This is a genomic window from Amycolatopsis albidoflavus (assembly GCF_039525725.1).
GTDB lineage: Bacteria > Actinomycetota > Actinomycetes > Mycobacteriales > Pseudonocardiaceae > Amycolatopsis > Amycolatopsis albidoflava.
In genome coordinates this window covers 208,872-226,403 of the sequence record NZ_BAAAHV010000009.1, presented here as the reverse complement: position 1 = coordinate 226,403, position 17,532 = coordinate 208,872, and the positions used below count along the sequence as shown (strand labels likewise).

General features: G+C 65.1%; 15 protein-coding genes. 8 read left to right on the top strand and 7 right to left on the bottom strand.

The window, feature by feature from the left end; translation table 11 throughout:
• Nucleotides 1–53 precede the first annotated feature (53 nt).
• On the bottom strand, nt 54–605 hold the full coding sequence (locus ABD156_RS12985; protein WP_344271337.1) for a GNAT family N-acetyltransferase: 552 nt from the start codon (nt 603–605) through the stop codon (nt 54–56).
• Complete coding sequence (locus ABD156_RS12980) at nt 602–1,837, bottom strand: amidohydrolase family protein (protein WP_344271335.1); 1,236 nt, start codon at nt 1,835–1,837, stop codon at nt 602–604. Before ABD156_RS12980 ends, ABD156_RS12985 begins: the two co-directional genes overlap by 4 nt.
• An 80-nt stretch (nt 1,838–1,917) precedes the next feature.
• On the opposite strand from ABD156_RS12980, the gene ABD156_RS12975 reads away from it, so the two are divergent.
• Both ABD156_RS12975 and ABD156_RS12970 read left to right on the top strand, forming a co-directional pair.
• Nucleotides 1,918–2,361 (top strand): MarR family winged helix-turn-helix transcriptional regulator, encoded by a 444-nt coding sequence (locus ABD156_RS12975; protein WP_344271333.1) that lies wholly within the window; start codon nt 1,918–1,920, stop codon nt 2,359–2,361.
• A gap of 53 nt (nt 2,362–2,414) precedes the next feature.
• Nucleotides 2,415–3,197, top strand: coding sequence for an IclR family transcriptional regulator (locus ABD156_RS12970; protein ID WP_344271331.1), 783 nt, complete (start codon nt 2,415–2,417; stop codon nt 3,195–3,197).
• 139 nt (nt 3,198–3,336) lie between these two features.
• Here ABD156_RS12970 and ABD156_RS12965 read toward each other — a convergent pair whose 3' ends face one another.
• Together ABD156_RS12965 and ABD156_RS12960 are read right to left on the bottom strand one after the other, a co-directional pair.
• Entirely contained in the window at nt 3,337–3,747 is a 411-nt protein-coding gene (locus tag ABD156_RS12965; RefSeq protein WP_344271329.1) for a barstar family protein, read from the bottom strand.
• A complete protein-coding gene (locus ABD156_RS12960; protein ID WP_344271327.1) occupies nt 3,747–7,937 on the bottom strand; it encodes a golvesin C-terminal-like domain-containing protein in 4,191 nt (1,396 codons plus the stop codon). Before ABD156_RS12960 ends, ABD156_RS12965 begins: the two co-directional genes overlap by 1 nt.
• Between ABD156_RS12960 and ABD156_RS12955 the strand changes: the two genes are divergently transcribed.
• From ABD156_RS12955 to ABD156_RS12935, 5 genes are all read left to right on the top strand, one after another.
• Nucleotides 7,906–8,658: a YncE family protein gene (locus tag ABD156_RS12955; RefSeq protein ID WP_344271325.1), complete on the top strand. Its 753-nt coding sequence runs from the start codon at nt 7,906–7,908 to the stop codon at nt 8,656–8,658. The genes ABD156_RS12960 and ABD156_RS12955 overlap by 32 nt on opposite strands.
• Before the next feature lie 170 nt (nt 8,659–8,828).
• Nucleotides 8,829–9,554, top strand: a complete 726-nt coding sequence (locus ABD156_RS12950; protein ID WP_344271323.1) for a creatininase family protein — start codon at nt 8,829–8,831, stop codon at nt 9,552–9,554.
• Between the two features lie 4 nt (nt 9,555–9,558).
• On the top strand, nt 9,559–10,437 hold the full coding sequence (locus tag ABD156_RS12945; protein WP_344271322.1) for an amidohydrolase family protein: 879 nt from the start codon (nt 9,559–9,561) through the stop codon (nt 10,435–10,437).
• Entirely contained in the window at nt 10,434–11,336 is a 903-nt protein-coding gene (locus ABD156_RS12940) for a dihydrodipicolinate synthase family protein (protein ID WP_344271321.1), read from the top strand. Before ABD156_RS12945 ends, ABD156_RS12940 begins: the two co-directional genes overlap by 4 nt.
• Complete coding sequence (locus tag ABD156_RS12935) at nt 11,333–12,445, top strand: mandelate racemase/muconate lactonizing enzyme family protein (RefSeq protein WP_344271320.1); 1,113 nt, start codon at nt 11,333–11,335, stop codon at nt 12,443–12,445. Before ABD156_RS12940 ends, ABD156_RS12935 begins: the two co-directional genes overlap by 4 nt.
• Here ABD156_RS12935 and ABD156_RS12930 read toward each other — a convergent pair.
• Both ABD156_RS12930 and ABD156_RS12925 read right to left on the bottom strand, forming a co-directional pair.
• The gene (locus ABD156_RS12930; protein ID WP_344271319.1) at nt 12,429–14,003 is read right to left on the bottom strand and encodes a N,N-dimethylformamidase beta subunit family domain-containing protein; all 1,575 of its coding nucleotides are present in this window, start codon (nt 14,001–14,003) and stop codon (nt 12,429–12,431) included. The two genes, ABD156_RS12935 and ABD156_RS12930, sit on opposite strands and share 17 nt — an antisense overlap.
• Nucleotides 14,000–15,352 carry an MFS transporter gene (locus tag ABD156_RS12925; RefSeq protein WP_344271318.1) on the bottom strand — a complete coding sequence of 451 codons (1,353 nt, stop codon included), beginning with the start codon at nt 15,350–15,352 and terminating at the stop codon, nt 14,000–14,002. Before ABD156_RS12925 ends, ABD156_RS12930 begins: the two co-directional genes overlap by 4 nt.
• 215 nt (nt 15,353–15,567) lie before the next feature.
• Between ABD156_RS12925 and ABD156_RS12920 the strand changes: the two genes are divergently transcribed.
• The gene (locus ABD156_RS12920) at nt 15,568–16,998 is read left to right on the top strand and encodes an FAD-binding oxidoreductase (RefSeq protein ID WP_344271316.1); all 1,431 of its coding nucleotides are present in this window, start codon (nt 15,568–15,570) and stop codon (nt 16,996–16,998) included.
• Nucleotides 16,999–17,044: 46 nt separating this feature from the next.
• Here ABD156_RS12920 and ABD156_RS12915 read toward each other — a convergent pair whose 3' ends face one another.
• Complete coding sequence (locus tag ABD156_RS12915; protein WP_344271314.1) at nt 17,045–17,491, bottom strand: VOC family protein; 447 nt, start codon at nt 17,489–17,491, stop codon at nt 17,045–17,047.
• Nucleotides 17,492–17,532: the final 41 nt, after the last annotated feature.

Sequence of the window (17,532 nt, the reverse complement as noted above, 5' to 3'; positions counted from 1 at the left end):
GTTCCTCGCCTCATTGCCCCGCCTGTGAGCCGCAGTGCCGAGCAGTGGTGTGGCTACCCCTTGGCCGCCCATTCTTCCCGGGTCAACGCGTACTCGACCTCGCCGTGTTCCGTACCCGGCAACGGATCGTCGAAGTGGACGTGGAACGTGCGCACGTAAGTCAGGCCCGCGCGTTCCATCACCCGGCGCGACGGGGTGTTGACCGCCATAGTCTGTGCCCACACCCGCCGCATGCCGAGTTCGGTGAATCCTTTGTGGATCACCGCCCGCGCGCCTTCCGTCGCGTAGCCGCGGCCCCAGGATTTCGCCAGCAGCCGATAACCCAGCTCCAGCTCCGCGGTGCTGCCGTCTTCCGGTGGATCCAGGGAAATCCAGCCGAGGAACTCGCCGGTTTCCCGCTCGATCGCCGCCCACCGCCCGGCCGGTCCGTTTTCGTAGGTCCGGAGGATGTCGGGAAGGGTTTTGTGCTCAACCTCAGCGCGAGGTGTCGGCTCACCGGTGAGATACCGCATCACCCGCGGATCGCTGTCGAGCCGCACCAGATTCTCTACGTCAGCTTCGGTAAACCGCCGCAACAGCAACCGGTCCGTCTCCAGAACTTTCACGCGATCACGAATCCGGCCGCCGCCGCGATCCGGTCGCGAGATTCCAGCAGCCTGGTCCTGAGCTTCGGCAAATCCACTCCCAGCAGCCGACCGTCCCGTTTGACCGCCTTTCCGCCGACGAAGACGCTGTCCACCAACCCCGGATGAGCAGCGGTGACCACTGTGGACACCGGATCGTTGACCGGAAACACCGACAGATCCTCCGCGTCGATGAGTACTAAATCCGCGTCCTTCCCGACGCTGATACTCCCCGCCCGGTTCTCGCGCCCACAGGTCCGAGCACCGTCCACAGTGGCGAACTCCAGCACATCGCGCGCGAAGAGACCGCCGTCCAGGCCGCGCTGCGTCGCGAACGCCGTGCGCATAGCCGAAAACATGTCACCCCCAACTGACGGACAGTCGTCAATGGACAACGACGGCCGGATCCCGGCGGCCAGCAGACGTCCGGTTTCCGGCCACCCGAACCCCATCTTGAGCTCGACGTCCGGGCTGACCGTCACCGAACAGCCCGCGTCCGCGAGGATCGCCAGCTGCTCGTCGGCGAGGCCGTTGCCATGAACGATTGTTGTCCGGTCGTCAAGCAGTTTTCGTTCGCGCATCTCGGGAATCGAGTCGCGAATCGCGCGGTGGATGTGCACGCTCACCCTGAGCCCGAGCTCCCGCGCCAACGCGACGTCGGCGGCCGTAGTGTCCATTGTGGTCAACATCGGCCCCCGCAGCCCGAACGCCATTTCGTCGCCGGTCAGCCGGTTCCGCACTCGCGCGGTGTCGGCGGGGTCCAGCGCGCTGTAGCAGAAGATCGACCTTCCGGGAGCCTCCTGAAGCGCGTCGATCGCCGCGTCGGCGTTCTCCGGCCGGTCAGAGCAGTGGAACCAGTCGAGCATCGTCGTCACACCCGAATTGAGCGCTTCGAGCCGCCCCAGCAGATTGCCGAGATACACATCCTCCGGCCGGTAGTGCGGCCTCAGCTTCTCGTGCATCGTCTCGCGGTATTCAGCGAACGTCCAGTCCGCGCCGATCCCCCGAAACGCCGTCTGCCAGGTGTGCCGATGAGTATCCACGAACCCAGGCAGGACGATCTTGCCCGCCGCGTCCACGACCTCAGCGTCGGCTTCGAGCGCGGTGCCGACCGCCGCGATCCGCCCGTTCTCGATCAGCACGTCGCCACGCGGGAGATCCCCGACCTCCGGATCGAGACTGACCACTGTGCCGTTCCGCAGCAATGTCCGCATGAACCCTCCCCAAAGTTGATGCATCAACTCTAGGGGCGGGTTGAGTTGATGAGTCAACTGCCGAGGTACGCTCTCTGCCCATGACGCCCGACGACTGGGAGCTGTGGAACGCCTGGGTGCGCGCCCAACGCCTGCTCACCCGCGAGCTGGACCGCGGACTGCAGCGTGACTGCGGCATTTCGAAGGCCGAGTTCAGCGTCCTCGTGACCCTGTGGCGCACCCCCGGCCACGAGGCGCGCGTCGCCGACTTGGTCGAGTCCCTCGGCTGGGAGAAGAGCCGGGTCTCGCACCAGCTGACGAGGATGGAGTCGCGCGACCTGGTCACCCCGACTCGCAGCGGCCCCAGCGGCCGGCGCACCGGAATCAGCCTCACCGCACACGGCCGGTCGATCATTCAGGACGCCTTGGTGGTCCACGGCAATAACATCCGCCGCCACTTCCTGGACGAGCTGACCCCCTCACAGGCCGACGCCATCCGGTCCTGGGCCGAACAGACGATCGAGCGCATCGAGCCAGCCGGCTGACCGGACGCTACCGTGTTCCGAAGATGAGTACAGGTATCCGAAAGGTTGATGCCATGAGCGACGCACCGGGCAAAGCAGCGTCGCCGGCCGCGGACCGGACGCTGACCGTGCTGGAAGCCCTCGTACGGGCCGAGGAACCGCTGACGCTGACCGCACTCGCCAAGGCTGCCGGGGTGCCGCTCGCCACCTGCGCCTCTATCGCTTACACGCTGGAGCAGCGGGGGTATGCCGTTCGGCGGGTCGTCGGCCGGAGCCATTTCTGGCGCCCCACGCTGCGTCTCTATGGGCTGGCCATCGAGTTGGTCCGGAAGGTCGACCTGCCGTCCATCGTCCAGGCCGACCTGCGGCGTCTCGCGGAGAGCCTGGGGATGCCTGCGCATGTGGGGATCTTGGAGGATGCTTCGGTCGTTTATGTGGCTAAGGCTTCTACGCCTGGGTTTGTTCAGTTCGATACTTATCGGGGGAAGGTTGCTCCGTTCGACCTGACTGCGTTGGGGCGGGCAATCGCTGCGCATCTGTCGGAGGCTGAGTTGAAGCCGTTGTTGTCCCGTCTTTCGCTCGGGGCTGGGCCGAAGGCTGCTGCGCCGGATGCGGGTCAGTTTCTGGCCTTGCTGGCGAAGGTGCGGGCGGATGGGTATGCGATTGAGAGCGAGGAGGAACAGGCTGAGATCGCTTGCCTTGCTGCACCGTTCTTCGACGCCGAGGGTGCTGTCGCTGGGGCCGTTGGGGTGACGGGGTTTGCGCGGCAGTTGGTTGGGGAGAAGCGGAAGGCCGCGGTGCGGGGTGTGGTGCAGGTGGGGCAGGAGGTCTCGCGACGACTGGGTTTTGTGTTGTGAGCGTTTACACTAGACACCTCCTTGACATCGGCTACATATCGACAACCGATGCCACCGCCCACCACCTGCCAATCACCGTTCGGCAAGCATAAATAAGACCAAATTGAGCATTTCATAAACCACTTTTCGAGCAGGTCGACTAATTACTGGACACAAGTATTGACACACGCTTCACCCGCCCTTGCGTTGCGCGAGAGTCAGCGAGCGAACCTGAGATGTCGCTCAGGATCCCCAGGGCAATCTCATACTCGGAAGGGTTATTTTTTTTAAATAGACGAGCATCCTCCCACCAAACAATAATTCGGCTGGCCTGGAGCTCGAACAGCCCCTGCCAGAGTGAATCCGACAAGGAATCCCAACTATTTGAACCCACCACCGGCGGATTCAAGGGAAACACTGCGCGCACGGCATCGAAAAATGGGGCAGAGCCACGTCCTGGCCCAGTATTCAAGATGAATACCCGACCATCCGCTTCCCCTGAAATCAGGTCGACGACGTTCACCCTTACTGAATCAATATGGGTAACGCCTGTTCGGATATTCATTTTCATCACCGGATCCTGACGAACGCCGGAGTGGCACCGCCGTCGCCGTAATGAGTCCACGTGTAGTATGTTTCACCGGCCTGCGAGTTTTGCACGACACGAAGCGGGCCGGGTTGTTTCACGCCAGGCGGTGCAGCCACTCGATACTCCAGATAGGGCGAGTCCGCACCAACACCTCCAGGTAGGTCTTTTTTCCAATTTTTGAACGGAGTTCCCCACTTGACAGCGGTCGCGCCCGCAGGTGTCGTCTTCATGTCAATATGGCCCAACGTATCAGACAAAGCCTTCTCCTCTGCCGCGGGCAGCTTACCAGTTATCCAAGGAACTTTTGCTATTGCCTTTGCTGCCCCGACCGCGCCAGCAGCCAGGCCAGCACCCTCACCGGCCAAGGAGTCATATAGCTGGTCAGCGGAAATATTCAAAAGATATGACCGGTCACACGACTGAGCGCAAATAGAACGCAGTGCGCTCATCGTGGCCTCGCCAGTCAGACTTCCGATCCGAGCCATCCCTAGGTCAGCTTGCCGTCTCGCAGTCTTCCCCCAAACGCTATTGTTGCGAACCCAGTCGTCCAACTGCCCCGCCAAAACCTCAAAATCAGGAGAAACATCAGTGATCGGCAGTTCCACGCCGTTAATGAACACCTGGTCAGCAGTCCTCTGATATTCAGTCCCCCCAGGAAAAACGACATGCCTTCCCTTCTTGCTCTCCGCCTGATAGTCTTCTTGATTTTTCCGCATGGCTGGCGTCTGCGGCTTTTCCACACCGGAAGCGTCGTAGTACTGGTTGGTCTGCTGCAGATACTGGTCGTACTGCTGACAGTCACTGGCGCTTCCGCAGGGTTTATGGCCGTCAATTTCCACCCGACCAATAGGGTTGCCACCAGTGAAGGCGTACCGGTTGCCAGTCCAAGGATCAGCCGACAGCCCGAGGTCATCGACAGCCCCGTTGTACGAGTCACGCGTCAGGAAGGTGTTGCGACCAGGGCTGTAGTGCCGGAACCCCATGTCGTAGTTACGAGTAACCGGGTCGTAGCGCTTCCCGTTGAACCGATACAGGTTGTAAGCCTGCGCCGAAGGATCCTGCGGCTTAGGCTTGTCAATCCCGGTAAACGACTGCTTGTCGTCACTCCCGTAAGCCGTATAACCGTAAGTCGCCTTCGTATCGCCCTTATCCGTAGTAAGAGTCTCGACGTCCGTATGCGGGTTATACCCGTACTGAGTCGTCTCCTTGCCACCGTCACCGGTCTGCTTGGTCTGCGACAGCCGCTGCCCATTGGGGCTGTACTGGTAAGACTTGTCCAGCTTCCCGGCAAGCTTCTCGTTCAAGACATTGGAAGACAGACCGAGATAAGCGAAATCAGTGGTCTTACCGCCCTCGGTCTTGGCGAGCGTCCGGTCCAACGGGTCGTACGCATACGTCGTCGTGACCCGCTCAGTCGCGCTGCCTTCCTTAAGCTTCTGGTACTCCGCGATCCGGTCGAACCCGTCGTACCGGTATTTCTCCAGCAACGTCCCGTCGACAGTCACGTTGTCCAGGCGGCCGAACGGGTCGTAGGTATGAGTGCTGGTGTTCTTGTCGATCGACGACGTGACCAGCCGGTTGCGGTCGTAGGTGTACTTGGTGGTCTTCCCGTCGATCGTCTGCTCGATGACGTTGTTGTTCGCGTCGTGCAGGTACTTCTCGACACCGAGGGTGGCACCCGAAGGCTCGGTCTTGGTCGATGAGCGGAGCCGGTCCCGTGGGTCGTAAGCGAACGTGCGGGTGTTGTCCAGGTAAGCGCCGTGGTTGTCCGCGTTCATCGTGTGTTGCGTGTCGTGCGCGGGGTTGCCGTTGGCGTCGTAGTCGCGGGTGTGTTCGCTGACGATCGTGCCGTCGGGCTTGCGTTCGACCTCGTGCCGCAGTGCGCCGTCCGGGAAGTACTCGGACTGGAGTTGGTTGCCGTTCGCCTTGGTTTCGAGCAGTTTCTGGGCTCGGGGCGTGTAGGTGTAGGTCGTGTTCTGCGGGGTGCCGCCGGTGTCGGTGTTGGTGGCCTTCTCGACCAGGTCGCGGACGTCGTACTCGTAGACCGAGTGCTGGTCGTCGTGGTCGCGGGTCTTCGGGTTGCCGTTGGGGTCGTAGCTGTAGCTGGTGGTCTTGGCTACGGCGCCCTTGAGCTTTTCCTGGACCTGCTGGATCTGGTTCAGCCCGTTGTACGCGATCGCGTAGTTGTCGATCTTGGCATTCGGGCTCGAATCGGTGATGTCGACCAGATTGTTGTTCGGGTCGTAGCGGTAGCCGAACGTTTTCTGCTGGGCCGGACCGGTTTCGCCGCTGCCGTCGCGGACGATCTTCACCGCGTCCGCGGCTACGACGCCGTTCGCCTTGTCCGACAGCGTGACCTTGCGCGGCTGGCCTTCGGTGAGACCGTACGAGCCGAGGCTGACCCACTGGCCGGGTTGCTGGGTCTGGTCGACGGTCTTGGTCGTGCTGCCGCCGTCGTGATCGATGGTGTAGGTGGCGTTGGTGGCGGTGGCGGCCTTGGGATAGCGGACGAAGATCTCGTACGTCCCGGTGCGCGGCGCGTCGAGGTTCCAGGCGACCGTGTCGGTGCCGGTGCCGGGGTTGTGCCGCCGGTAGTCGAACCCTTCGTAGTCGGGGTTCGGGTCGGCTCCGCCGGTGCCCCAGGTGCCGGTGACGATGGCGGCGGGGTCGCTGTTGTCGATCACCCGCACGTCCCGGCCGATCGGGACGCCGTCGTCGGAGCGCGACTTCAGCTTTCCGTCTGGGTAGAACGACCACGCCATGGTGCGGCTCATGGATCCGCCGGCCGCGGTGAGGGTGCGGGCGGTCTGCTTGCCGAGCTGGTCGTAGTCGTAAGTGGTGGTGATGTTCCACGGGTCGACGCTGGAGCGAAGCCAGCCGGTGTCGAAGTAGCTGGTGCGGGTGACGTTGCGGAAGTTCTGGCCGTTGGACGGCGGCGCGCTGACTTCGGTGAGCCGGCCGACCTCGTCGTAGGTGTAGGTCGTCTTGTCCGGCGTCTTGACGCGTTCGTCGTTGACGTCGAACGGGGTCTGCTGTTCGATCGGACGGTTCAGCTTGTCGTAAACGGTGACGGCGGCGAAGTTGTCGGTGTTGCCCGCGATCTCGGTGCCGCGCGGGGAAATGACCTTGGTTTTATTGCCGACCTCGTCGTACTCGAAGCGGGTCTTGCGGTAGACGGGATTGCCTGACGCGTCCTTCGCGCGCGGCACCCACTGCTCCTCGACCATGGCGCGGGCATCGAGTTTGAGCACTGAGGTGTTTTGCTCGGCGTCGGTAGCCTCGACGATATTGCCGTCTCGGTCGTACTTCCGGCCGGTGGTGAAGCCCGCGGCGTCGGTGACCGTCTTGACGCGGTGGTTCAGGTCGTAGGCGTACTTCGTCGTGTACGCCTTGGGGTCGTGCGTCGCGGTCTTGCGCGGGTCGACCACGGTGGTGAGGTTGCCGACGTTGTCGTAGTCGTACGTGGCCCGGTTGCCACTGGCGTCGACGGTGGCGATGACCCGGTTGAGCTGGTCGTATTCCCGTGTCGTGGTGAAGTCGCCGGGGTCGGGCGTCAGAGTGCCCTTCGGGTCGGTTTGCCGCAGCAGGTTCCCGACGTTGTCGTAGTCGTACGTCGTGGTCCGGTCGGGATCGCCGGCGTCGTCCTTGGGGGCGCTGACCGCGGCGATCTCGTCAGTGGGCCGGTAGGCGGCCGAGGTGACCGCGCCGTTGGCTGCCGTCGTTTTGACGACATTGTCGTTCGAGTCGTATTGCGCGCCGGGGGTGAAGATGAAGTCGCCCTTGTCGGCGTCCTTGGGCACCTTGGCCGACAGCGGCCTGCCGAAGAGGTCGTAGGCGTACTCGCTGACCTTCTTTCGCGCGTCCATTGTGGACAGCACGTTTCCGGTCGCGTCGAACTTGGTCAGCGTGTCGTGGCCGTAGGCGTCGGTGATCCGGCGCGGCGAGCCGATGGGGTCGTAATCGCCGAAGGTCGTGGTGTTGTTGTTGGCGTCAGTGACGGTCAGCAGCTGGCCGTAGCTGTCATAGCTGCTCAAGGTGGTGTAGTGGCCGGAAGCGGGATCTCCGCTGCCCTTGGGATCGGTGACGGCGACCAGGTTTCCGCGGTCGTCGTAGGTGAACAGCCATTTGCGGCCTTCAGGGGTGATCTTCTCGGTCAGGTCGGCGATCGACACCGCCACGCTCGCCGAAACCGCTCGCTACCCCACCGGAGCCCAGACCTGCCCGGCACATCTCGCGCGCACTGGAAACGTCGTGTGGTTCGGCTACGGGTGCGAGGAATCCTGGAACGGCGGCATCGGCAAGCTCGACACCGCCGCCGTCCCGCCTGCGGTCACTCTCGACCAGCAGGGTGTGAACGTCCGGTTCCATCACGCGCCGCTGGTCGCGGCTCAGGCCGGGGACACTGGACCGCTCGTGGCGGGGCAAGCAGAACTCAGCCAATCGTCGGTCTACGTCTATGCCGTCGCCGCGGGCAAGCTCGAGTCTCGCGCGTCCGGCGCGGTCGTCGGCAGCGACCTGGCCGACCTCACGCTCGCTCCGGACGGTGCCACCATCTACACCGCCTCGGGCTCCCGTGACGCAGTCGAAGCCTTCAACAGCAAGGATCTCACTCGTGCCGGCGCGTATCACACCGGGCAGTATCCGAACTCCGTCGCGGCATCCGCGGACGGCAAGTACCTCGCGGGCGGCGTCCGCAACCCGCGCGACGACGTCTACGTCTACAAGGTCGGCGGCAGCGCGCCAGTGGCCACGTTGGATGCGACCAGCGACGGCGTCCTCGCACCGCGAGGGTTGGCGTGGGCCGCGAACGGCGAACGGCTGTTCGCCATCACCCGGCCTGCCAACGGGTCGGAGCCCGCGTTGCGGGTGCTCAAGGATCCGACTGACCGGTAAGCCTTTTCCGCACATCCTGGGCCCGTCCGCATCTTCGCCTGCGGCCGGGCCTCTTCTTGCCGCCTGGTCAACGGCATTGCTTCTCCTCCCCCGATCGACTATCTTCCTGAATAAGGAAGACTTCTACGAAATACCGGAAGATAGGCCAACCGGAGTATCGGGGAGACGTCGTGGGCGCACTGCTGCGCTGGGCGGAGGCCGACCGCGCTGTGGTGCGCGGGGTGCTTTCCGAAGCGCTCGTCTTGGTGCCGATCGGCGCGACCGAGCAGCATGGGCCGCATTTGCCTACTGGCACTGACGCGTTTCTCGCGGCCGCCGTGTGCGAGCGCGCGGCTGAGGTGGCGGCGCCGCGAGCCGAGCGGGCGTTGTTGCTTGCGCCGCCGATTCCGTACGGGGCGTCTGATCATCACTTGCCTTTCAACGGAACGCTTTCTCTCTCCGCGCAGACCTTGTTGCACGTGCTTGACGATCTGGCTCGGTCGATCGCGGTCCAAGGCGGGCGGCGGATGGTCGTCGTCAACGGGCACGGGGGCAATGTCGGCGTCTGCCATGCGTTCGCGGGCGCTGCTTCGACGCGGCACGGGCTTGCTGTGGCGCATACCGACTATTGGCGGGTCCTCGAGCCCGAGGACATTGTTCCTGGACATGCCGGCGAGTTCGAGACCTCGATGATGCTCGCGGTCTGCGGGGAGCTGGTTCAGGAACCGGCCGCACGGGAGAAGCCGCCGCGGACGGGAGTGTCTGATGTGGACATCCATTCCGGACAGGTCTGGCGAGAGATTGACGGGTATACCGACCGGCCCGAGTTAGCGACGGAGAGCCGGGGCACCAGGTGGTTCGAGAGGATCGCCAACGGGCTCGCGGACCGGTTTGTGGCGCTGGCGAAGGTGTTGTGAAGCCATGATCGTGGACGTGCACACGCACACTCCAACCCACCAGGCAGCGGTGCCGGAGGACGAGCGGCGCGTTTACGAGGGGTGGCGCACCGACCGGGCCGTGGTGACCACGAATTCCTGGGACGACTACGACAAGGCCACTGAGGCCGCTGATCTGTCCATTGTGTTCAACATCGCGGTCGAGAAACCCGAAGAGGCCACGGGATTGCCGTATCGGGCCGACGACACCAACACGGCCACGGCGGCGTTCGTGACGGCTGATCCGGAGCGGCGGATCGGGTTCATGTCGGTGAATCCGACCGCGCCCGACGTCTTCGACGAGGCTGATCGGTGTCGTGAACTCGGGCTGGTCGGGGTGAAGCTCGGGCCGAACTATCAGAATTTCGACCCGCTGTCGCAGCCGGCGTTGGACTTTTACGGATACTGCGAGCGGAACGGGTTGCCGATCTTGTTCCATCAGGGCGCGTCGCCGATTCGGCAGGCGCCGCTGCGGTATACGTATCCGCTGGTGACGGACGAGGTCGCGTTGCAGTTCCCGGAACTTCGGATCGTGATGGCGCACATGGGACATCCGTGGGGGCGCGAAACGGTGGTGACCATCCGCAAGCATCCGCACGTGTACGCCGACGTCTCCTCGATCTATCTTCGGCCTTGGGTCTGTTACGAATCGCTGCTCGCGGCGCAAGAGTGGGGCGTGCCGCACAAGCTTCTCCTTGGTTCGGACTTTCCGATCGCCACTACCGCGGAAGCGATGGCGGGGATCCGGCGGGTCAATGACATCGTCGAGGGCACCAGGTTGCCCAAGGTTTCCCCTGAGCTGATCGAGCGAGTCATTCACGCGGACGCGATCGCCGCACTCGGGCTGGAGAGGAATCCGCGATGACGCCGATCCGGGGAGTCTCGCCCGTTCTCGAAGTGCCTTTTACCGACGACGGCGAGATCGACGTTTCCGGCTTTCGGCGCGTGGTCCGGCATGTGCTCGGGACCGGGGTCGGCAGCGTGATGTTCCCGGGGTTCGCATCCGAGTTCTACAAACTGGCGGAGGACGAAAGGCAGAACCTCACCGAGATCTTGCTGACGGAGACCGCGCCGCGGGCGGACGTCCTGGCCATCGTCGCGGTGCAGGATCATGCGACCCGGCTCGCGGTGAAGCGGGCTGCAGACGCGGTGGCGGCGGGAGCCGATCTGATCAATCTTTTGCCGCCGCATTATTTGCAACCCTCCAGAAAGGAGCTGGTCAAGCATATTCGGGAGGTGCTTGACGCGGTGGCGCCGACTCCGGTGGTGTTGCAGTACGCGCCTTCGGAAACCGGCACCAGTCTTGATGCGGACGTCCTGCGCGAAATCGCGGCCAAGCACGCCAATCTGCAACTGGTCAAGGTCGAATCCAGCCCGCCGGGGCCGTTGATCGCCGAACTGGCCGCTGGGGATCCGCCGATTCCGGCGGTCGAGGGATACGCGGGGGTGCAGCTGCCGGACGCGATCCGGCGGGGTGCGGTCGGGACGCAGCCGGGGTGTTCGTTCACCGAGATCTACGTGGAGATCTGGCGGCGGTTCGAGAACGGCGACGACGCGGGCGGGGACGAGTTGCACCGCAGGCTGCTGCCCTACATTTCGTATTGGATGCTGGACACCGAGCGGATCATCGCCGCGGAGAAGCTGATTTCGGTACGCCGCGGGCTGTTCGCCAGCCCGTACTGCCGTGCGCCCGCACACCGGCTCGACGCCGAGGACGTCCGGATGATCGACCGGTTTCTCGCGGAGTTCCGGGAGTTCCTGTGATTACGGTCGAAGACGTCGAGGTCGTCGCGATCAGTCCGGTCGTCCGGCCGGAACTCGTCGTGGCCGGGGCCCGTGGGACCCATGACCATTCCGACTTCCTGCTGGTCCGGGTGACCACTTCGGACGGAGCGACGGGACTGGGCGAGGTCAGCGCGACGCTTCAGTGGAGTGGCGAAGACGCTGGCACGGCGGAATACCTCATCGGAAAAGCGCTCGCCCCTGCGATTCTCGGCCAGCCGCTTATCCCGGTCGCCGATCTTGAACGGCGGATGGACGAAGCGGCGGCCGGTGCACCGTTCACCAAGGCAGGGATCTCGACGGCGTTGTGGGACGCGTACGCGCGCACGCTCGGCGTCCCGCTCGCAACCGCCCTCGGTGGTCCATTAAGGACTGAAGTACCGGTGAAGTGCTCCCTCAGCGGCAGCGGGCAACGACTCCAGGACGTCTACCACGCAGCTTCAGAGGCGGGATTTCGCAGCTATAAGCTGAAAATCGGCTTCGAGCCAGAAGAGGACGCCCGTCGGCTCGCAGAGGCCCGCGCGCTCGTCGGGGAGGACACGTTCCTCGGTCTCGACGCGAACGGCGGCTACCGGCCTGCCGACGCGGCCCGGGCGATTGAATTGATGCGCGACCAAGACCCGGCGTTTCTCGAGCAGCCGGTGGCCCCCGGGGACCTCGCTGGGATGCGGAACCTGCGCGGACGCGGACTGTCCATTGTGGCTGATGAAAGCGTGTTCGGCACGGACGATCTCGTATCCGTGATCCGGGCCGAAGCGGCGGACGCGGTCAGCCTGTACATCGGCAAAGCGGGCGGGCCGGGGCGGGTGGTGTCGATGGCGCACCTCGCGAATGCATTCGGGCTGGACGTCGTGCTCGGATCCAATGGGGAGCTGGGCATCGGCGCGGCGGCGCAGCTGCACGCCGCGTGTGCCGCGCCGGGGCTGTCGACCCGGATTCCCTCCGACATCATCGGCGCGCACTATTACGAGCGCGACATCCTCAAGACGCCGTTGGACAGCGACGGCCAGAAGGTCCGGCTCGGCGCCGCGCCTGGCCTCGGCGTCGAGGTGACCGATGACGTCGCCGCCGGGTTCAGGAGCGTCCGATGAACCGGTCGAGCACGTTCGCGGTCACCGCGGAAACGCCGTCGTCCACCAGCACCGCGGACGTCCAGGTGATCGAACCGACCGAGAAGACCTCGCCGCCGCTGGCCGTGGCGTAGCAAGCGATCTCACCGCCGCCGGCACCAGGGTTGCCGCCGCGCGCGAGGACCTGAGTCCCTTGTGGACTGTACGGGCCGGTCTTGTCGGTTTCGTGCCCGGAAGCGCCGCCTGAGCATCGTTCGTGCAAGCTCCGGACTCCGAACAAGTCCCCTTTGTCCAGTCCGGTACCGCGGAAAGCCCAGTGGCTTGGGTCGATCACTTCGTACGGCGCTCCGGTCATCGCACCAGCGCTGGTGAACACGACGCCGAACAGCTCTGAGGTCGGCCGGAACGTGCGGTGCATCCGGCTCTCATACGGACCGGATTCGATGGCCTGAGTACGGAATTGCAGCGCGTCAGCGGCGAAAGCCACTTCGCAGTCGGCGACATTGCCGCCGAAGTTGGCCAGCTTTCCGCCGCGATCGTGCACCCAGGAGTAGACAGCGGAGTACATCTCGCGGGACCAATATTCCGGATGGGTGCTCAGGACCAGCGCGCGGTAACTGTCCAGCGGCAGGGTGCCGTCGTGCAGGTGTGCGTCGGAATAGAGGTCGTATTCGTAGCCGTTGCGTTCCAGCCAGCTGAGCAGTCGCCATTCCGCGGCGGCCAGGTGGCACGGCTGCCTGCCGCGGATCGGGTCCTCCGGCTGGTCGGCCGCGCTGAGCTGGTTCAGCGGCTCCGGGCGTTCAAAGGACAGCGGCGGGTACGCGTCGTCGGGCAGCGCGTGTTCGCTGAAGCTTGATTCGAGGTAGCGGGGAATTTCCAAGCGCGGCACCAAAACTGGCGCCGAAGGCAGTCCGGCGGCGTTGATGTAATTGCTGCGGCCTCCGAAGTTGTTGTAAGCGTTCCACGTGTTCGTGGAGGCGACTACGGCGATCGGCGCCGTCGGCTGGCGCGGCGCGACCACCCAAGGGAACGAGAATCGGGCACCGGATTCGCCTTCGACGTGAAAGTAGTACAAGCCGCTGCGATCCGGAGCCGTCACGTACTGGCGGTGTGACGGATCGACGTAGCCTTTTTCGTTGAACCGCACGCCGGTTCGCGTGTAGTCGCCGTCCGGCGTCACCTGCACCGTGGCGCGCGGCGCGTGTTCGTCGAACCAGCCGATCAGCGCCGTCTCCTCGGCCTCGGCACCGTGCCGCCACAGGCTCAGCCGGTACGGCTCGGGGCTGTGGATCCGGAACTCTCCCTCGTCGCCGCTGCGGGCCCATTTCGGCCAGACATAGCCGAAAATCCGGTCGGACAGCAGCCGGAACTGGTGCGGTTCGCCGGACCCGAGCGCGACGTCGACGTGTTTGGCTCCGTAGCCGTCTTTGGCGAGGGTTACGCGGTACTCGCCGGGCGGGACGTCGGCGTGGATCGCGCCGGTCGCGGTGGAGCGGGCGGTCCCGTGGCCGCCGATCTCCACGAGCACGTCCGGCAACGCCAGATAGCGTTCGTCGCTGACATATCCCAGCAAGGTCATACCGTCGCGGCTTTCGGCTCGGCAGCTGGCTCCGGCAACGGCTGGCCGGAGCGTTCGGGCAACATCAGCATCGCGACCGCGCTGAGCACGCAGCCGGCGATCACGTAAATGCCGACGCCCCACACCGCACCGGTCGCGCCGACCAGCCACGCGCTGAGGTACGGCGCGAACCCGCCGCCGAACACCGCGGTGAGCTGATATCCCAGGTTGACCCCGGTGACGCGCGAGCGGGTGTCGAACAGCTCGGACAGAATCGTCTGGGACAGCGCGGACATCGCCATCACGAACACCGAGAAGCCCAGCACCATCGCGACCGCCACGAGCACCGGGTTCTTGGTCTCGAACAACCAGAACACCGGGAAGATCACCACCGCGAGCCCGACGCAGCCGCCGAGGAACACCGGTTTCCGGCCGATCCGGTCCGACAATGCGCCCCAGGTCGGCGCGAGAATGATCTGTGCGCCGGCGGCGACCATTGTGGCGGTGAGTGCCACCGAGGCGGGCATGCCGAGATCTTTTTTGACGTACGACGCGCCGTAGGTGGTGATCACGTAGCCGCCGATGCTGTTGGCGAAACCGAACAGAACACCGTAGATCAAATTGCGCGGACGACGAAGTACGGAGACCAGCGGAATGCGCGCACCGGAATCATTCTTGCGTGCGCGTTCGAACTCCGGCGTTTCGCCGACCCGCAGCCGGATGACCAAGCCCGCGACCAGCAGCACGAAGCTCAGCAGGAACGGGATCCGCCAGCCCCAGGCCAGGAAATCCCGATCGGGAAGCGTCGCGAACAACGCCATCAAACCGGAGGAAATGAGCAGCGCGACGCCCGCCCCGGAAAGGAGCAGCGCGCCGTAGAGACCGCGTTTGCGCGGCGGGGCGTGCTCGACGGCCAGCGAGATCGCGCCGCCCATTTCGCCGCCGGTCGAAAACCCCTGCAGCAACCGCAGGATGACGAGCAGAATCGGGGCCGCGACACCGATCTGGCGGTATCCGGGCAGCGCGCCGATGAGAATCGTGGCGATCCCCATCAGCACGATGGTGAGGATCAGGGCCTTCTTGCGGCCGAACCGGTCCGCGATGTGGCCGATCACGACGCCGCCGACCGGGCGCAGCACGAACCCGACCGCGAAGGTGGCGAACGACGACAGCTGTCCGGTGAGCGGGTCCGCGGACGGGAAGAAGACGGCCGGGAACACGACAGCGGCGGCTAGGCCGAACAGGTAATAGTCGTAATACTCGAGCAGCGTGCCGATACTGGAAGCCAGCACCGCGGACCGGCGCGCCGATCGAGGCGGGGCCGAACCAGCCGAGCCGGAGCCGTCCGAGTGAGAGCTGTCTGCGCTCATGACGCCCGCACCTCCTGATCCGATGGTGGACCAAGGCCGGTCGACCTCGACCCGACAACCCCCCGAATCACGTATTTCCGAGATACCGTAGATACGTCTTCTATTTCGGAAAGATTAGTCTATGCTGGCGCCGTCGGACAAGGGGAATCTCGGGCGGGCGCCGGCGGGTTTCCGCAGCGCGGGCAGCGGGCCGCCGAGCCGTGGAGGGGTCGACCATGACGTTGAGCCGTCGTCGTCTTTTGCAGTTGTCCGCGGTCGCCGCGGGCACGGCCGTGGTCGGGGCCGGAACCGTTGCGGAGGCCGCCGGAAAGGAACCGGACTGGGCCGCGTTGCGCAGGCGGCTGCACGGCGCGCTGCTGCAGCGAAATCACGCCGGCTACGAGGAAATCCGGCCGCCGTTCAACATCCTTTACGACGACCGCTACCCGCCGGCGATCGCCCGGTGCGTCGACACCGACGACGTCCGGAAATGCCTGGAGTTCGCCGCGGAAAACCACATCACGTTCGCGGCCCGCAGCGGCGGTCACAGTTATGTCGCATATTCCACTCCGGGCGACGGATTGGTCGCGGACCTCAAGCTGATGAACCGCGTGGAGGTCCGCCGGAACGGCACCGCGGTCGTCGGCCCCGGCACCCGGTTGATCGACGTCTATCACGCGCTCGCCGCCGAAGGCCGCGCGCTGCCGGGCGGAACCTGCGGTTCGGTCGGCATCGCCGGGCTCGCGCTCGGCGGCGGAATCGGCGTGCTGATGCGGAAATACGGGTTGACTTGCGACCACCTGGCCGGCGCGAAAGTGGTGACGCCGTGCGACCTGCGAGTGCGTTCGGTCGACCCGGGCTCGGACCTCGGCTGGGCGCTCACCGGCGGAGGCGGCGGGAACTTCGGCGTCACCACGGAATTCACCTTCCGCACGGTGCCCGCGCCGCCGCGGGTCACGGTGTTCGTGGTGAACTTCCCCGAGGGATCCGGCACCGACGTTTACGGGGCCTGGCAGGACTGGATCACCGCCGCGCCAAGGGAATTCTGGTCGAACATCTCGGTGCTCGGCGGCCCGCATCCGGCCGCGGGCGTTCCCGGCTGTCTCCTCGGCGGCGAGCAGCAGGCGCGCGAACTCATCGCCGGCCTGGAACGCCGGGCCGGAGTCAAGGGCACCGTGAGCGGCTTCCAGGAGACCGATTATCTGGGTGCGATGAATTTCTGGTCCGGAAACCTGGGACGTCGCCGATTCATGGCCGCGTCTCGGGTTCTGACGAGGAGAGCGGATCCGGCGCAGATGAGCGCGCTCGTCACCGGCGAGACGAAGATCGCGCTGGAAGTGAACCCGCTCGACGCGGCGGTCTCCGACGTCCGGCCTACCGACACCGCATTCACGCACCGCGGCGTTTTCGGCGACGTGCAGGTTTATCTCAGCGCGGACCCGGGCGTCGACCGGGAGACCGCGAAGCACGAAGTGAACGACGTCCAGGCGCGGCTGGCGAAATTCGCCACCGGCGGGGCGTACGTCAACTACATCAACGACGACCAGAAGGATTGGGCCACCGCGTACTACGGGGTGAATCTCGGGACGCTCCGGGCGGTAGCGGCGAAGTACGACCCGAGTGGGGTGCTCGCGTTCGAGCAGGGTCTCTCGCCGCGCCCGGTGTGAAAGCCGGTCTGCGGCCGGCGCAGGACTCCGGCCGCAGACCGGCGGGCTAGGCGGCGACCTGCAGGATCCAGGTGACGCCGAAGCGGTCCCGGAGCATGCCGAACCCCGGGGCCCACTGCGACGGGCCGAACTGCTCGATCACCGTCGCGTCCTCGGACAGCTTCTTCCAGAACTCGCCGACCTCGTCGACGGAATCGCCGCCGACGGACAGGAAGAACTTCTCCGTCGTGATGGTCATCCCGTTCTCGCGGGTGGTCTCGCCGACCGGCGCGGCGGCGGCGAGGCCGGGAACGTCGTAGGCCATCACCTGGAATCCGTTCTCGCCGGCGACCTGACCGAACACCACGTGGTCCGCGCCGGGCGCGTCCTTGGGCATCCCGAAGTCGCCGTAGGTCGCGATGCGGATCTCCCCGCCGAACACCGACCGGTAGAACTCGAGCGCCTCCCTGGCCTCGCCCCGGAAATTCAAGTGGGCGACGGCGTGCACTGCCATGATTTCGACTCCTCGGTTCCAGCGCCGGACTCGTTCCCGCG

What these genes read in the sequence shown, in the direction of transcription:
- ABD156_RS12980 (WP_344271335.1), bottom strand. Translation starts at nt 1,837, where the DNA reads ATGCGGACATTGCTGCGGAACGGCACAGTGGTCAGTCTCGATCCGGAG.
- ABD156_RS12975 (WP_344271333.1), top strand. Translation starts at nt 1,918, where the DNA reads ATGACGCCCGACGACTGGGAGCTGTGGAACGCCTGGGTGCGCGCCCAA.
- ABD156_RS12970 (WP_344271331.1), top strand. Translation starts at nt 2,415, where the DNA reads ATGAGCGACGCACCGGGCAAAGCAGCGTCGCCGGCCGCGGACCGGACG.
- ABD156_RS12965 (WP_344271329.1), bottom strand. Translation starts at nt 3,747, where the DNA reads ATGAAAATGAATATCCGAACAGGCGTTACCCATATTGATTCAGTAAGG.
- ABD156_RS12945 (WP_344271322.1), top strand. Translation starts at nt 9,559, where the DNA reads ATGATCGTGGACGTGCACACGCACACTCCAACCCACCAGGCAGCGGTG.
- ABD156_RS12940 (WP_344271321.1), top strand. Translation starts at nt 10,434, where the DNA reads ATGACGCCGATCCGGGGAGTCTCGCCCGTTCTCGAAGTGCCTTTTACC.
- ABD156_RS12930 (WP_344271319.1), bottom strand. Translation starts at nt 14,003, where the DNA reads ATGACCTTGCTGGGATATGTCAGCGACGAACGCTATCTGGCGTTGCCG.
- ABD156_RS12925 (WP_344271318.1), bottom strand. Translation starts at nt 15,352, where the DNA reads ATGAGCGCAGACAGCTCTCACTCGGACGGCTCCGGCTCGGCTGGTTCG.
- ABD156_RS12920 (WP_344271316.1), top strand. Translation starts at nt 15,568, where the DNA reads ATGACGTTGAGCCGTCGTCGTCTTTTGCAGTTGTCCGCGGTCGCCGCG.
- ABD156_RS12915 (WP_344271314.1), bottom strand. Translation starts at nt 17,491, where the DNA reads ATGGCAGTGCACGCCGTCGCCCACTTGAATTTCCGGGGCGAGGCCAGG.